This window comes from Marinobacter sp., from assembly GCF_034669625.1.
In the GTDB taxonomy this organism is placed as follows: Bacteria; Pseudomonadota; Gammaproteobacteria; order Pseudomonadales; family Oleiphilaceae; genus Marinobacter.
The window spans coordinates 101,183-115,836 of record NZ_JAXMOY010000001.1 but is presented as its reverse complement, the minus strand read 5'-3'; the positions used below and the strand labels follow the sequence as shown (position 1 = coordinate 115,836).

Annotated in this window: 12 protein-coding genes; 5 read left to right on the top strand and 7 right to left on the bottom strand. The window is 56.2% G+C overall.

Translation table 11 applies throughout. The annotated features are described in order from the left end of the window. Nucleotides 1-29: 29 nt before the first annotated feature. Nucleotides 30-1,130, top strand: coding sequence for a hypothetical protein (locus VOI14_RS00490; RefSeq protein WP_323750056.1), 1,101 nt, complete (start codon nucleotides 30-32; stop codon nucleotides 1,128-1,130). A gap of 3 nt (nucleotides 1,131-1,133) precedes the next feature. On the opposite strand, the gene VOI14_RS00485 is transcribed toward VOI14_RS00490, so the two are convergent. From VOI14_RS00485 to VOI14_RS00475, 3 genes are all read right to left on the bottom strand, one after another. Then, complete coding sequence (locus VOI14_RS00485; protein WP_323750055.1) at nucleotides 1,134-1,361, bottom strand: hypothetical protein; 228 nt, start codon at nucleotides 1,359-1,361, stop codon at nucleotides 1,134-1,136. A gap of 101 nt (nucleotides 1,362-1,462) precedes the next feature. Further along, nucleotides 1,463-2,749 carry a serine hydrolase domain-containing protein gene (locus VOI14_RS00480; protein WP_323750054.1) on the bottom strand — a complete coding sequence of 429 codons (1,287 nt, stop codon included), beginning with the start codon at nucleotides 2,747-2,749 and terminating at the stop codon, nucleotides 1,463-1,465. A 73-nt stretch (nucleotides 2,750-2,822) separates the two neighbouring features. Continuing rightward, complete coding sequence (locus VOI14_RS00475) at nucleotides 2,823-4,046, bottom strand: sensor domain-containing diguanylate cyclase (protein WP_323750053.1); 1,224 nt, start codon at nucleotides 4,044-4,046, stop codon at nucleotides 2,823-2,825. 132 nt (nucleotides 4,047-4,178) lie between these two features. Between VOI14_RS00475 and VOI14_RS00470 the strand changes: the two genes are divergently transcribed. Genes VOI14_RS00470 through ybaK form a run of 4 tightly spaced genes read left to right on the top strand, consistent with a single transcriptional unit; the run spans nucleotide 4,179 to nucleotide 7,824 of the window. Then, nucleotides 4,179-4,565, top strand: coding sequence for a c-type cytochrome (locus tag VOI14_RS00470; protein WP_323750052.1), 387 nt, complete (start codon nucleotides 4,179-4,181; stop codon nucleotides 4,563-4,565). A 9-nt stretch (nucleotides 4,566-4,574) separates the two neighbouring features. Next, nucleotides 4,575-5,984, top strand: coding sequence for a D-arabinono-1,4-lactone oxidase (locus VOI14_RS00465; protein ID WP_323750051.1), 1,410 nt, complete (start codon nucleotides 4,575-4,577; stop codon nucleotides 5,982-5,984). 7 nt (nucleotides 5,985-5,991) lie between these two features. Further along, the gene (locus VOI14_RS00460) at nucleotides 5,992-7,296 is read left to right on the top strand and encodes a DSD1 family PLP-dependent enzyme (RefSeq protein ID WP_323750050.1); all 1,305 of its coding nucleotides are present in this window, start codon (nucleotides 5,992-5,994) and stop codon (nucleotides 7,294-7,296) included. A 57-nt stretch (nucleotides 7,297-7,353) separates the two neighbouring features. Then, complete coding sequence (gene ybaK / locus VOI14_RS00455) at nucleotides 7,354-7,824, top strand: Cys-tRNA(Pro) deacylase (protein ID WP_323750049.1); 471 nt, start codon at nucleotides 7,354-7,356, stop codon at nucleotides 7,822-7,824. Between the two features lie 40 nt (nucleotides 7,825-7,864). Here ybaK and VOI14_RS00450 read toward each other — a convergent pair whose 3' ends face one another. The 4 genes from VOI14_RS00450 to VOI14_RS00435 form a co-directional block, all read right to left on the bottom strand. Beyond that, nucleotides 7,865-10,108 carry an NADP-dependent isocitrate dehydrogenase gene (locus VOI14_RS00450; RefSeq protein WP_323750048.1) on the bottom strand — a complete coding sequence of 748 codons (2,244 nt, stop codon included), beginning with the start codon at nucleotides 10,106-10,108 and terminating at the stop codon, nucleotides 7,865-7,867. Nucleotides 10,109-10,436: 328 nt separating this feature from the next. Continuing rightward, a complete protein-coding gene (locus VOI14_RS00445; RefSeq protein WP_323750047.1) occupies nucleotides 10,437-12,425 on the bottom strand; it encodes an acetoacetate--CoA ligase in 1,989 nt (662 codons plus the stop codon). Between the two features lie 16 nt (nucleotides 12,426-12,441). After that, nucleotides 12,442-13,224 (bottom strand): 3-hydroxybutyrate dehydrogenase, encoded by a 783-nt coding sequence (locus tag VOI14_RS00440; RefSeq protein ID WP_323750046.1) that lies wholly within the window; start codon nucleotides 13,222-13,224, stop codon nucleotides 12,442-12,444. Nucleotides 13,225-13,279: 55 nt separating this feature from the next. Continuing rightward, nucleotides 13,280-14,650: a TRAP transporter large permease subunit gene (locus VOI14_RS00435; protein ID WP_323750045.1), complete on the bottom strand. Its 1,371-nt coding sequence runs from the start codon at nucleotides 14,648-14,650 to the stop codon at nucleotides 13,280-13,282. Between the last annotated feature and the right edge of the window lie 4 nt (nucleotides 14,651-14,654).

Below are 14,654 nucleotides of genomic sequence, written 5' to 3'. Positions count from 1 at the left end.
ATGGTTTTCGCACCCTGAGGTCGCCCGAAATGAGATCTGCTTTTATCTATGCCGCGCTATCCTTCGCCATCGTCACTCTCGCAGGCTGCAATTCAGAGAGCTCAAGCTCGTCTACACTGAATCCTGCCAGCAATGTCGATCTCACGTTCTCAACCTTTAATCTGACCAACACGCCTCAGGCGCCGGAAACCCTGAAGCACACGCTGTTCAGCGACTACTACCCAGGCATCGAGCCCAGCGGCGAAGACGATACTACCGAAAACCGAGAAACAGCCGAAGCAATCCGTCGCCACATCGACATATTCATCGGAGCTACCCCAGCCGAGGGCGGGAAAAGCTATACCAGCGTACGAAACCCACTGGATTTGATGAATCAGGTAATCAGTGTGGGCAGCGTGAGCAACTTCGATGACGGGCGACAGTACATCAGCGACCGCATCGGCCAAAGCACGGCTGGTAACTACAACACCCGCAGTGCCGGTGCGACGATTCGCTTCACGGACCAGGCGGCAACGAATGCTCAGCAAGCGCTCAACCACCGGGAGTGGCGTTACCAGACACTCGACTGGCGCTACGTCCCCAAAACGGCTGATGAAAGCAGCCTGGATGAAAAGGTCTACCGAAGCATTCAATACGTGGCTGGCAGCGTGGATGCTGCCGAACAGGACCAGCAACCCGAATTGATGAGCCTGCTCGCCGGGGCACGCTTCAGCGCACCGCAATTCAGCCCCACAGGTTACAACCCGCCGGAACTGGCCACGGCTGACTTTGTTAGTCGCAATCACGGCGGTATAGAGTTGCGTCAGGAGTTCATCGGCGACGCCCAGAAAGACACACTGTTTATTAAAAACAGCGAGCAACCCATCATCGATTACAACCGCCACGGAGTCGCGCTTGACGACACCAACCCCGACTGCCAACGGGTAGATCTGAACTACGCCATGAGCAAGGTGCAGATCTACACCTCGAATGAAGAGCCATCCAGAATACAGAACCCGAACGCAAACCCGGATGATTATGAAAGTTCAGAAGAGGTGCCGACAGTCCCCAATCCGGAATACTGCGTCAACCAGAGTGAAGACCAGGCAAAAATCAGTTGGAGCACGGTGCCGACGGCTCACCGCCAGTAGCCGCTACATATCCCAGTTTCGCAAGAAACCGCGCTTGCGCTCGATCATCCGCTCATAGGCAGAGATCATGATCTCTGCATGCGGAGCCTGAGTCAGCTTCAAGATTTCTATACGACGTTCCAATTTCCGGACTTCATCACACACGCGCTGCCGCACGTGGGTGCGGACACTGTCGTACTGCCCCAGCTCGACGCGGGAGACATCGGGAATCGGTATATTTGATCGGTTCATACAGCGGCACCTCATCCATTGAGATCGTTGAACATCCTAATTCACAACGCCATTTTGCCAGACTGTCAGACAAAGAACAATAAAATGACAGCGGCTTCATTTTATGCCGGAATCAGCCTTCTTTCGTGCTCAGGTAATATCGGGAACTGCTTGGTCACCGTATAGACAAAACGCGCGAGCGACGGGATGTGATGACCCACTATCGGGAACCCAGTGTTGAGAAGACTGACCGAAATATCCCTTGCTGAATCGGCCCAGCACATTTTGTTGATCAGTCCGATATGACCAAACGCATGCCGGCTTTGCGGGCCCCACAGGCCAACCGGATTACTGCCCAACATCATGCCTGCACTGAAGCGCATGGGTACCCACATCGTACGATCCAGCTGCATGGACCCAAACTGCTGGATGGCTCGACGAATGGTCAGTTCGCTACAAATACGCTTGCCTTGCCACATGCCACCGTTCAGCATCATCTGGAAAAAACGGTTCATTTCTTCTGCGGTGCCACACAAATTGCCAGCCGGGATGACGGCTTCTTGGAAGCGCAGGTCATTAGTGACCCGTTCGACCGTTTTAATATCGCCGCCCAGGGCCCGATTCACGACCCAGGACACCGGGAAGCGTGGCGTCGGGCCCGTAGCGTAGTTCGATGCCAGTTCATGCAGATGTTCCTGTGCCACGCCATAGGTAAACCATTTCATCCCCATGGGTTTGCGCAAATACTTGTCCAGGTAGTTTTCGATCGTGTCGCCGGTCACTTTCTCCAGCACCCGCTGAAGCACAAACCCGCCGGTAATCGCGTGATAGGCAACCTTGGCACCATCAACTTCCACCGGCTTGGCTTCGCAGAGCAGGCGCCATATTTCGTCTTGGTCCCAGAGCACATCAATGGGGGTCTCTTTGGCAATAGCCGGAATACCGCCCCGGTGAGACAAGATCTGGTGAACGGTGATCGTGCGCTTTCCGTTTTTAGCAAACTCAGGGCAATAGTAGGACACCGGATCCATGAGATTCACCAGCCCTTGCTCGGCCAGCATGTGCATGAGCAACGCGGTCACCGCCTTGGAAGCCGAAAAATAGCAGATCGGGGTTTCGGTACTCATCAGTTGTTTCGGCGTGGTCGAATCATCACACGGACCATTGCCATGGACATGGCCTATCGACCGGTGCAACACCTGTTCGCCGCGATACCTTAACGACAGCTGCATACCCGGATGAACACCGGTACGATACAGGGACTCCACACTCTGCCAGATCGACTCCACCGCCCCTTGAGATAGATTCACGCGCTCAGGGTGCTCACTGGCACTGTCGCGAAAAGTAATCGAGGAAAGGTCTCGGGGAACCTTACAGGTGTGCAAGGCTCGGCGGGCGAGTGAATGCATAACAAGCGCCTTTATTATCTGGTTTGCGGGTTATTCGCCGCCTCCGGGAGCTGCTTACCCCTGAAGTACGATCTTACGTCGCTTCATTATGTATCGACCGTATCGGCTGCGCTATGGCCACACAGTCGCGACCCTGCATTTTGGCCTGATACATCGCCTTATCGGCCTCTGCAGACAACCTTTCGACACTGGTTCCGTGCGCAGGATACACAGCAACCCCGACACTGATCGTGACCGACACGCAGTCACCAGATTCCAAAATAACCGGGTTGTGGTGCACTTCTCGTCGCAATCTCTCAGCAGTATCAAGAGCTTCGGCTTGCCCCATCTCAGGCAAAACAACCACAAACTCTTCCCCTCCGAACCGCCCTACCGAATCGACGCCACGAACGCTGTTCTCGAGCACCCGGCTGGCTGCGGACAACACAAGATCACCGGCCGCATGGCCATGACTGTCGTTAATCTTCTTGAAGTGATCAAAATCGATCCACAACACCGCCAAAGACCGGTGATAACGCTGCGCACGCTCTAATTCTTCTTTCAAAACCCGAGTCAGCTCCCGACGATTTAACAACCCGGTGAGGGAATCTTTCGTCGCCAGCTCCTCCAACTCCTGCTCCAACGCCTTCCGGTCCGAAACATCCAGAACAATACCTTCAAGCAAGCGGGAGCCATCGTCATCCTTCAGACCACAACCTCTGGCCCAAACCCAAATTTCCCGACCATCTTTACAGGCGATCGGGAACTCGACAGAAAAGCGCTCGTCCTGTCGAATCGCGTCCGCCACTTCTCGCGCTATCTCAAGACGGTGAACCTCATCAATCAGCCCCAATCGGCTGAGCGATCCCGGCTCCATCAGCTCTTCCGCACTGTAGCCTGTGAGTTCTTCACAGCCGTCGGATACAAATAAAAAGGTGCCTAGAAAATCATTTTCAAAGCGAAAGGCCATGCCGGGCAGGTTGTTCAACAGCACCGTCAACTGCCTCTCATGCTCGCGCATTAGCTTTCGCTGACGCGTTTGCAGTAATAAAAGCAGGCGGTCTTTGCTGAGTTGTCGCAACATCACGATGAACAAGGTGAAACCGGTCACGCCGACGAACAAAAACCCCTTCCAGGTTTGAACCTCGGACAGGGCACGGGCATCTTTAAACCAGGCCTCCGCCAACTGATCCGAAAATTCGATCCAGACCAAACCAACCAGCAGATACACACAAGCAGCCCATAGCGCTCGACGCATGGGACCACGGTCTGCCCGTAACGGATTTGAACCGCCTCTCCCCGGTGGATACTGCTTCATGGAAATACCTTGTTTAACACCAACGTCCTTCTTTCAAAGGTAGTCAGTGTCCGAGGCGGAGTCGAGTCTGGCTTGCTTTTAATGTCGACTTAGTCAAAAATAAACGTGACACTCAATTACGTTTTAAGTGAAATGATACAACTCAACTTCTCTCTAAAATCTGTTCCGTGTGCAGTATTAACGTTGGTGGTCGCAGCCCTGTCTACCGCATGTTCCGGTAGCTCAGCGCCTTCAGAAGACATTGTCGAATACGCCCGGTCAGCCACTCCCAAAAACCCTGAAACGGCTGAGATCTATCAACGTTCCTGTATGGCTTGCCATGGTAGCGGCACGTCCGACGCCCCGTTGACTGGCGACCACACCGCGTGGCAGCCCCGAATGGAAAAGGGCATGGACACGCTTCTGGACAACGTCGTTTCCGGTATGGGTGGCATGCCCCCCTATGGCCTGTGCATGGATTGCAACGCCGCCGAATTTCAGACTTTGATCACCTTCATGGCAACCCCGGCCCAGCCTTAGGAGTTCGTGATGCAGCGACGGCATTTTTTGAATCTGCTGGTAGGCAGCGCCATTGCCAGCCATGTCGGTTGGCCTGCCATCAGCCACGCTCAAACCACCTCCGCAAAGCAGACGACCACGGGGCCGATGACCTGGCGCAACTGGTCTGGCTCGCAAAGTGCCAACCCCAGCCACAGGCTGGCACCTCGCTCACAAAACGAACTGCTGGATATTCTGAGCGATCGCGCCCATCAAGAGGCTAAAATTCGGCCGGTTGGATCGGGCCACTCGTTCTCACCGCTCGTACCGACGAACGACGTTTTGGTTTCGCTGGCTCGATTAACCGGCATTCTCGATCACGACGATCATCTATGCCGTGCTCGAATTGCCACCGGCACGCTTCTGGGCCAACTTGGCCAACCGCTGGAAGCGATCAACCAAGCGCTGTTCAACATGCCGGATATTGACCAGCAATCGTTGGGCGGCATGCTGGCAACGGCCACCCACGGCACCGGTGCAGAGCTTATGAGCCTGTCCGGCTATATCGAAGGTTTGACGCTGGTGACCGCGCAGGGGGACGTACTGGAATGCAACCGGAACCAGAACCCGGAGATTTTTCAGGCCGCGCGAGTCGGGCTGGGTAGTCTGGGCTTCGTCACAGACGTGACATTGCAGAATCGACGTCCTTATCGGCTGAAAAAAACCACCGAATGGCTACCGCTCGAGGACATTCTCGAAAATGCCGACACACGGGCGAGCGAACACCGAAACTACGAGTTCTTTTATATACCGTTCTCGGGCATGGGCTTTACCAGCACCCACGACATCACCGATGAACCGGAGTCTGAAACCGAAGCAATCGACCAGAACGACGGCGCCAGAGACCTCCAGCAGGCCCGCGATTACCTGTCATGGTCGCCCCGCCTGCGCCGGCTGATTCTCGGTGGTTACATGCGCACCCTCAGCACCGAAGTGAAAGTGGCGTCGTCCTGGCAGAATTACACCAGCGCCCGGAACGTCCGCTTCAACGAGATGGAATACCACCTGCCGAGAGAAAACTGGCAGGCGGCGCTTCGGGAAGTGATCGGCGTCATCGAAGGCCAGTTTCCCGAGGTGTTCTTTCCCATCGAGGTAAGGTTCGTAAAAGCAGACGATGCGTGGCTCAGCCCTTTCTACCAGAGGGATTCGGTCTCCATCGCGGTACATCGGTTCTTCGAAGAAGATCACACCCCCTTGTTTGAAGCGGTAGAGCCGATTTTCAGACGATACGGTGGTCGGCCACACTGGGGCAAACTGAATACGCTCACCGGAACCGATTTCCAGACGCTCTATCCGCAGTGGCAAGCCTTCAGTGAGGTGCGGGAAGCACTCGACCCGAACGGCCGTTTCCTGAACCCGTACCTTGCCCGGCTGTTCACCAAGAAAACGATCACGGGATAGGCAGATCATGGCTCACAGCGAGGCGTTCCGACAACAAAGGCGCAAGCTGCTGCTTGCCGGTGTCGCGGTTGGCAGTTTGGGCGCGGCCGGCTTCCTGAAACCCGAAGCCCAGAACGCCGGGCACTCCCGTTACTTTCTATCGCTACAAAAAGCCCTGCAAGAAAAGGGGCGGGCGACGCCCACTTTGGTGATCGATCGCGAGCGCCTTGACCACAACATCGCGGTGCTTAAACGCCACATTGCGGGTGAATTTCACTACCGGATCGTCGCCAAGTCTCTGCCATCTTTGCCTTTACTCAAACACGTGATGGCCGGCACCGGCACGCAGAAACTCATGCTGTTCCATCAGCCGAACCTCAATCAGGTCGTTCGCGCTCTGCCTGAATCTGATCTGCTGCTGGGCAAACCGCTCCCGGTGACCAGTGCAGCTCGTTTCTATGCCCACTTCGATGCGTCTACGAGCGGGTTCAAGCCAGAACGTCAACTCCAGTGGCTGGTGGATTCGGAAGCGCGACTGGCTGAATACCAACAACTGGCGACCCGGCTCAAACAACCGATGCGGGTGAATTTGGAAATCGATATCGGCCTGCACCGGGGCGGCTTTACCGGTCAGCAAACGCTTGCTCGTGCGCTGACCACCATCGAGCAGTCCCCTTGGCTGACGTTCAGTGGCTTTATGGGTTACGAGCCTCACATTCTCAAAGCACCGGGCCCCACTGGGTGGCTGCGCGACAAAGCCATGGCACGTTATCAGCAGTGTGTGGACACGGCAGAGCATACCCTGGGCCGCAGCATTTCAGACCTGACCCTGAACACCGGAGGCTCCAGCACGTATCAGTTGTATCAAGGCATGGCAGGACGCATTCCTGCCAATGAGCTGGCAGCGGGATCAGGGCTGGTGCTACCAACGGACTTCGATGTGCCAACACTGGCCAACCACCAACGCGCCGCGTTCATTGCCACGCCGGTACTCAAGCTTCTCGACAACACTCGCATCTCCGGAGCACCGGGGCTGGGCAGGCTGCAATCGCTGTGGAATCCCAATCACGCTCGCACTGCGTTTATCTATGGCGGCTACTGGAAGGCCAACCCGGTGTCACCGCCCGGTTTGGTGAACAACAACCTTTACGGCCGTTCCACCAATCAGGAAATGCTGAATCTCGCGGAAGGCGTTCCGCTCAAGGTCGGTGACCGGGTATTCCTGCGCCCCCACCAAAGCGAGGCGGTCTTACTCGAGTTCGGAGACTTGGCTGTTTTCGACGCAACAAAGGGCGAAATCTCAGAGCTGTGGCCAGTGTTTGATCGGGGGTGAACTCCGCTACCGTCCGTGCTTTAATTCCGGCACATCGTTCAGGCAACAGGATTACCCATGACTCCCGGAATTCTCGCCGCTAAAAAAGCGAAGATCAGCTACACCGTGCACGAATACGAACACGACCCATCAGCCGAAAGCTACGGCAATGAAGCCGCCGACAAGATTGGCGTTGACCCGAACCGGGTTTTTAAAACACTGGTCGTGGCCGTAGATGGCAAGGAACTGGCGGTGGGCCTGGTACCGGTGACCAGCATGCTCAGTTTAAAGCTGATCGCAAAAGCGGCAGGTGCGAAGAAAGCCGGCATGGCCGACAAGCAGGATGTGCAGCGCAGCACAGGCTATGTACTTGGAGGGGTTAGCCCGTTAGGCCAGAAAAAACGTTTGAAGACATTCATCGATGCCACTGCGGGGCAGTACGACACCATTTTCGTCAGTGCGGGTAAACGGGGACTGGAAATCGAACTCGCCCCGGCAGATCTCGCACAACTGACCTGTGCAGGTTTCACACCTTTGCAGCAAGACTAAGAAAACAGGCCGGGGTTTTATCCCCGGCCTGAGTCGAACCTTACTTCACGGCTGCAGCCGCATCCTCAAGGATCTTGTTGAAGGTAGCGCTTGGGCGCATCACTTCAGAGACCCTCTCAGCCGGTGCGTAGTAGTATCCGCCGATGTCCGCCGGGTTACCCTGAACCACCGTCATCTCTTCCAGAATCTTGTCCTTGTTGGCTTCCAACTGCTCAGACAACTTGGTGAAGAATTCCTTCAGCTCTTTATCGCTGTCCTGCTTGGACAGTTCCTCTGCCCAGTAACGGGCCAGATGGAAGTGGGAACCACGGTTATCCAGCTCGCCGGTTACGCGGGATGGAGACTGGTTGTTCTCCAGCAAGCGCTCAGTCGCTTTGTCCATGGTCTGACCCAGCATACGGGCACGGGCGTTGTCATGCTTCTCGCCCAGCTCGTCCAGTGACACTGCCGTCGCCAGGAACTCACCCAGAGAATCCCAACGCAGATGGTTTTCCTGAACCAACTGCTGCACGTGCTTGGGTGCAGAACCGCCGGCACCGGTCTCGTACAAACCACCGCCGTTGAGCAGAGGCACGATCGACAACATCTTGGCACTAGTGCCCAGTTCCAGGATCGGGAACAGGTCAGTCAGGTAGTCACGCAGCACGTTGCCTGTGACGGAGATAGTATCCAGACCGCGAATCAGGCGTTCCATGGTCCAGCGAATGGCGCGCACCGGCGACTCGATACGAATGTGCAAACCTTCGGTGTCGTGATCTTTCAGGTAGGTGTTGACCTTCTTGATCAGTTCCGCGTCGTGAGCACGCTCGTCGTCCAGCCAGAAGACAGCCGGCATACCGGTCGCGCGGGCACGGTTGACCGCCAGTTTGACCCAATCGCGGATGGGCAGGTCTTTGGTCTGGCAAGCACGCCAGATATCGCCTTCTTCCACGTTGTGTTCGGTCAGTACGGTACCGTCCTCAGCAACAATGCGAACAATACCGTCTTCCTGAATTTCAAAGGTCTTGTCGTGCGAGCCGTACTCTTCGGCTTTCTGCGCCATCAGGCCAACATTCGGAACGGTACCCATAGTGGTGGGGTCAAACGCACCGTGGGTCTTACAGAAGTTGATGGTTTCCTGATAAATGGTGGCATAGGTGGACTCAGGCATTACCGCCTTGGTGTCCTTCAGCTTGCCATCACGGGCCCACATTTTACCGGAGTTACGGATCATCGCAGGCATCGACGCATCGACGATCACGTCACTCGGCACATGCAGGTTGGTAATACCTTTCACGGAGTCAACCATCGCAATTTCAGGACGGTGCTCATAGGTCTTGTGCAGCGCTTCCTGGATTTCTTCTTGCTTGGACTCCGGCAACTGCTTGATCTTCTCGAGTACGGAGGACAGACCGTTATTCGGGTTCACTCCGATTTCTTCAAACAGGTCGCCGTACTGGTCGAACAATTCTTTGTAGTAAATCTTCACCGCGTGACCGAATACGATCGGGTGAGAGATTTTCATCATGGTGGCTTTCACGTGCAGGGAGAACATCACGCCGGTCTTTTCACAATCTTCGATCGCTTGTTCGAAGAATTTGCAGAGCGCTTTCTTGCTCATGAACATGCCGTCGACGACTTCACCTTCCTGCAGAGGAAGGTCGGCTTTCAGTACGGTCTGTTCACCCTTTGTGTTCTCGAACACGATGCGTGCGTTGGTGGCCTTATCCAGAGTAACGGACTGCTCGCTGGAGTAGAAATCACCGTCACTCATGTGAGCAACGTGAGTGCGCGACGCCGGGCTCCATTCGCCCATGGTGTGCGGGTATTTGCGAGCGAAAGCTTTAACCGCAGCCGGAGCACGGCGGTCGGAGTTACCTTCACGAAGAACCGGGTTTACCGCACTGCCCAGCACTTTAGAGTAGCGGGCATGGATGTCTTTTTCTTCGTCGGTCTCTGGGTGCTCTTTGTACTCAGGGAGGTTGTAACCGTGCTCGTTCAGCTCTTTGATGGCTGCGCGCAGCTGCGGAATAGAGGCAGAGATGTTCGGCAGCTTGATGATGTTGGCATCAGGGTCTTTGGTGTATTCGCCCAATGCGGCCAAGTCATCGGTGACTCGCTGGTGTTCTTCGAGCAAATCCGGGAAACCTGCCAGAATACGAGCTGCAAGAGAGATATCGCTTGTTTCGAATTCGATGCCTGCCGGCTTGGCGAAGGATTCCAGAATGGGGAGCAGTGACCGGGTGGCTAGTGCGGGGGCTTCGTCGGTCAGGGTGTAAATGATCTTGGATTTGGATGTGGTCATTTTCGTCCTCAGGCTAAAGGGTGGGTTCAGGACGGTCATGGCTAGGCCGGTCGTCTTGTGAACGTCTGGCCGGGGCAATGACTGATTCGGAACTTTTGATAGACCTAATAAGATAGCATTTTTTGCGGCTTATGGATTACGATCTTAGTATAAGAACGTACGAACAATGCCAGATCATTCACTACAACCTGATGAAACGACGGGAATTTACGAAACTTTCTAACATTTCCATGCTTCGTGCTGACGCGTTACTGGATGGGGGTTACCAAAACACGCTCCTTCGGCACATCCTTGTGACGCTTGGGCTCCGCCGTCCTTGGACTTGAGATCATTCGGGCAGCAGGCCTGATTCCACCAGCCGTTCCCGTATTTTGTCCAACGCTTCAGGGTTACCCAGCGCATCCCGGTTATCAGTTTTTTTTGAACCGTTAATCAGGCGGGCCACCGCGAGCTCCACTTTCTTACCGCTGCGGGTGTAGGGAATGTCAGGAACTTCGACGATGTGCTTGGGCACGTGTCTTGGGCTGGCGCCTTCCCGAATTTTGGCTTTCAGGGTTTTCATCAGCTCGTCGGTGACACTCTGGCCTTCGGCGGGTACGACGAACAGAACCACTTCTACGTCGCCTTCGATTTGGCGACCAACCACGAGGCTGTCTTTCACTTCCGCCACGGTTTCGACCTGACGGTAGATTTCGGCGGTGCCGATTCTTACGCCGCCGGGGTTCAGGGTGGCGTCGGAACGGCCGTAGATGATGGCGCCGCCGTGTTCGGTGAATTCTATGAAATCACCGTGCGCCCAGACACCGGGGAAGGTGTTGAAGTAAGCGTCTTGGTAGCGTTCGTTGTTCGGGTCCTGCCAGAAGCTGACGGGCATGGATGGCAGTGGCTGACGGCAGACGAGTTCGCCGCGGCCGTCGCTGACCAGTTGGCCTTCGTCGTCGTAGGCGACGGCATCGACGCCAAGGAAGCGGCACTGGATTTCGCCCCGGCGAACGGGCAGCAGCGGGGTGGCGCCGACGAAGCAGCCGCAGATGTCGGTGCCACCGGCGATGGAACCCAGCAACACATTGGGGGCACCATCGGTGTAGATCCAGTCGTAGTCTTCCGGCAACAGCGGTGAACCTGTGGAGAAGACCACACGCAAGGCAGTCTGGTCGTGGGTTTTGGCGGGTTTGAGCTCAGCTTTACGACAACCGGCGATAAAGCGGGCACTGGTGCCGAAATGGGTCACGTTTTCTTTCGCCACGGTGTCCCATAGGAAGTCGAGGCTGGGGTAGCCGGGTGAACCGTCCACGGTGATCACGGCGGCACCGGTCATCAGGGCCGAGGCTTGCCAGTTCCACATCATCCAGCCACAGGTGGTGAAGTAGAGGAAGCGGTCCTCCGGGCCCACATCGCCGTGCAACATCAGCTCTTTGGCATGGTTAATCAACAGACCGGCGGTGCCGTGGACGATGCACTTGGGCTTGCCGGTGGTGCCGGAGGAGTAAAGGATGTAAACAGGGTGGTCCGGATCAACCGGGGTGTACGACGGCGCGTGCCCGGCACCGACTTCGAGCGCCTGCTCCCAAGTGGTGACCCGATCACCGGCAATGGGCGCTTCTTCGGGCAATTGCTGAACGCTGACCACGGCTTTCAGAGAAGACAGGCCAGCGATCAGGTCGGCGAAGTCTTGCTGGCGGGCAAAGGTTTTTCCACCATAGCCATAACCGTTCACCACAATCAGCGCCGCGGGCTCGATCTGGCCAAAACGGTCGTTGATGGCCCCGGTCCCGAAATCCGGTGACGCCGAACTCCAGATGGCGCCCATGCTGGTGGTGGCCAGCATGCCCACCAAAGCCTCGTAGCCGTTGGTGACCACACCGGCAACCCGGTCACCTTTCTGAACACCTTTGCTTCGCAAGAAGGCTTCCAGTGCACCGGCATCAGCTTTCAATTCACGGTAGCTTTTGCGCAGCACCGGGCGGGTTTCGCAGTAGGCGACTACCGCTTCCTTATCGGCGTGGCCATTCTCCGCCCAGCGCAGCAGGTTGGCGGCGAAGTTCAGTTTCATTCCGGGGAACCACTCGGCGCCGGGCATCGCCCGGGAACCTAAAACCCGATCCGCCGGGGTTTCGCAAACCAGTCCGCAGTATTCCCAGACTTTTTGCCAGAATGTCTCGAGTTCGCTGATCGACCACTGATGCAGGGCGTGGTAATCCTCGAAGGAGCCAAAGCCCTGTAGCTCAAGCCAGCTTTTGAACTGCCCCATTCGGGACTGGGCCAAGGTGGTTTCTGTCGGAGCCCATACCACCGTTGATTGTTCTGTCGTGCTCATCCGTCTCTCCAATGAATTACTGCATATGCCAGCCGTGACTGACCACCATAGATTGCCCGGTCAGGGCATTGGATGGGAAGGCGGCTAAATGAACGGCCAATTCCGACACGTCGTCTACAGTGGTAAATTCGCCATCCACGGTGTTCTTCAACATGACCTTGCTGATGACTTCTTGTTCCGAGATCCCCAGCTCTTTGGCCTGTTCCGGGATCTGCTTATCCACCAGCGGTGTGCGAACAAAACCGGGACAAATGATGTTGCTGCGCACCCCGTGTTCCGCCCCCTCTTTCGCCACGGCGCGGCATAAACCCAGCATCCCGTGCTTGGCCGCCACATAAGGCGCTTTTAGCGGTGACGCTTCCAAAGAATGGACCGAACCCATGTATAGCATAGTGCCACTGTTTTGGGCGTACATCTGCTTGAGCGCGGCCCGGGTTACCAGGAATGCCCCGTCCAGATGCACATTCATCACTTTGCTCCAATCGGAATAAGCCAGTTTATGCACCGGATCAATGTGCTGCACCCCCGCATTGGCCAGCGCAATGTCCAGGCGGCCCCACTGTTCCACAATGGCCGCAACGCCCCGGTCTACTGCCTGTTCATCGGTAACGTCCATGGCCAAAGCCATGGCAGTGCCACCCGCTTGCTCAATGGCGGCAACGGTTTCAGCGACACTATCCAGAGAGAGGTCGGCCACGGCCACCGCCGCGCCCTCGCGGGCGAAGTGTTCCGCAATAGCCCGGCCAATACCTCGCCCAGCCCCTGTTACTAACGCAGTTTGCTGTTGAAGACGCTTCATCACAGTCCCCTTATTGTTGTTTCGTTATGATCTGTCGTTAACACTGCAAGTAGGCTCAAGAGCCGCCATAGACTTCGTTCGGCAGCCAGGTCGCCAGCGGCTCAAACCAGAACACCAACGCCAGCGCCAGTATTTGCAATGCAATGAAGGGCAATACGCCCAGGTAAATGTCTCGAGTGGTGATTTCCGGCGGGCACACGCCTTTGATGTAGAACAGTGAAAAGCCGACCGGAGGGGTCAGGAACGACGTCTGCAGGCAAATGGCAAACATGATCGCAAACCACACGGGCTCCACGCCCATCTTGAACAGCACCGGCGCCACCAGCGGCAGCACGATCAAGGTGATCTCAACCCAATCGAGAAAGAAGCCCAGCAGGAACGTGATCAACAGCACCGTCAGCAACACGCCGGTCGTGCCAAAGGGCAGGCCGGTAATGGCGCCTTCGATGACCTCATCACCGCCCAACCCGCGCAACACCGACGCAAACACCGTGGCGCCAATGAAGATGCCGAAGATAAACGCTGACGTGCGGCTGGTCTGATACAAAGATTCTTTCAGTGTTTCCATGCTCAAGCGTTTGCTGACAAAAGCCATCAGCAACGCGCCCCCGGCACCCACGGCAGAAGCTTCGGTGGTGGTGGCGATACCAAAGAAAATGGACCCCAACACCGCGATGATTAGCACCATCGGCGGCAACACCGCCTGAACCACACCAAGGATTGCTTTGGCATCGAGCGGGTCACGATTCTCCGGCGCCGGCGCCAGATCTTTTTTGATGAAGGAGGCAATCAGGATGTACAGGATGTACATGGCACCGAGCATTACCCCGGGGATCAGCGCGCCCATAAACAACTTGCCTACAGACGCATCAGACGTACCCAGCCGGTCGGCCATCAGCACCAACATGATGCTGGGCGGCACCAGAATGCCCAGAGTACCCACCGAACACGCGGTACCCACCGCCAGCGACTTGTTGTACTTGGCCTGCATCATCGGCCCCAGCGACAACATACCCAAGAGCACCACGGAGGCACCGACAATGCCGGTAGAGGCCGCCAGCAACACCCCGACAATGACGACGGTCACGGCATAGCCGCCGCGCAAAGGGCCCAAGACCCGCACCAGACTGTGCATCAATTTCTCGGCAATGCCGGAGCGGTCCAGCATAATGCCCATGAAAATAAACATTGGCAGCGCCACCATTAACTCATTGGCGACAATGCCGTAGATTCTGGCATCGAGTACACCGATGGTGCCTTGCCAGGTATACCAGATTGGGGAGTCGAAATACTCCACCATCACGTGTCCGACGATGCCGAACACCAAACCAATACCGGCCAGTGACCAGGCCACCGGGAAGCCCAGCAACAGCAAAAACATGAAGCTGGCGAACATGGCGATAACTAGAATTGCTTCTACACCCATAGCG

Coding starts and splice junctions, on each gene's coding strand:
- VOI14_RS00490 (WP_323750056.1), top strand. CDS start 30: ATGAGATCTGCTTTTATCTATGCCGCGCTATCCTTCGCCATCGTCACT.
- VOI14_RS00485 (WP_323750055.1), bottom strand. CDS start 1,361: ATGAACCGATCAAATATACCGATTCCCGATGTCTCCCGCGTCGAGCTG.
- VOI14_RS00480 (WP_323750054.1), bottom strand. CDS start 2,749: ATGCATTCACTCGCCCGCCGAGCCTTGCACACCTGTAAGGTTCCCCGA.
- VOI14_RS00475 (WP_323750053.1), bottom strand. CDS start 4,046: ATGAAGCAGTATCCACCGGGGAGAGGCGGTTCAAATCCGTTACGGGCA.
- VOI14_RS00470 (WP_323750052.1), top strand. CDS start 4,179: ATGATACAACTCAACTTCTCTCTAAAATCTGTTCCGTGTGCAGTATTA.
- VOI14_RS00465 (WP_323750051.1), top strand. CDS start 4,575: ATGCAGCGACGGCATTTTTTGAATCTGCTGGTAGGCAGCGCCATTGCC.
- VOI14_RS00460 (WP_323750050.1), top strand. CDS start 5,992: ATGGCTCACAGCGAGGCGTTCCGACAACAAAGGCGCAAGCTGCTGCTT.
- ybaK (WP_323750049.1), top strand. CDS start 7,354: ATGACTCCCGGAATTCTCGCCGCTAAAAAAGCGAAGATCAGCTACACC.
- VOI14_RS00450 (WP_323750048.1), bottom strand. CDS start 10,108: ATGACCACATCCAAATCCAAGATCATTTACACCCTGACCGACGAAGCC.
- VOI14_RS00445 (WP_323750047.1), bottom strand. CDS start 12,425: ATGAGCACGACAGAACAATCAACGGTGGTATGGGCTCCGACAGAAACC.
- VOI14_RS00440 (WP_323750046.1), bottom strand. CDS start 13,224: ATGAAGCGTCTTCAACAGCAAACTGCGTTAGTAACAGGGGCTGGGCGA.
- VOI14_RS00435 (WP_323750045.1), bottom strand. CDS start 14,650: ATGGGTGTAGAAGCAATTCTAGTTATCGCCATGTTCGCCAGCTTCATG.